Below are 209 nucleotides of genomic sequence, written 5' to 3' on the forward strand. Positions count from 1 at the left end.
AGCACAGTCACAGCACGCTCGACCGCCGTCTTGTAGAGCGCAAGGAAGCGCTCTCCGCTGTGTTCTCCTATTGGAGGGAATGGCGGGACAGAGAGATCGACCTTCGGCAGGCGAATGAGATAGGGGGCAATCTGCGTGAACCGGTATCGCTCCTGCTGAAGTGTGGTCGCATGCGCCACATGGAATGCCGCAACAAGATCGGCGCACAG

At 59.3% G+C, this 209-nt stretch carries 1 protein-coding gene; it reads right to left on the bottom strand.

Annotated features, from left to right (window positions below):
• The coding region (locus E4680_RS14415) for a hypothetical protein (protein WP_205688966.1) at positions 1-209 on the bottom strand (209 nt) is incomplete at both ends.

Source organism: Candidatus Macondimonas diazotrophica, from assembly GCF_004684205.1.
In the GTDB taxonomy this organism is placed as follows: Bacteria; Pseudomonadota; Gammaproteobacteria; order UBA5335; family UBA5335; genus Macondimonas; species Macondimonas diazotrophica.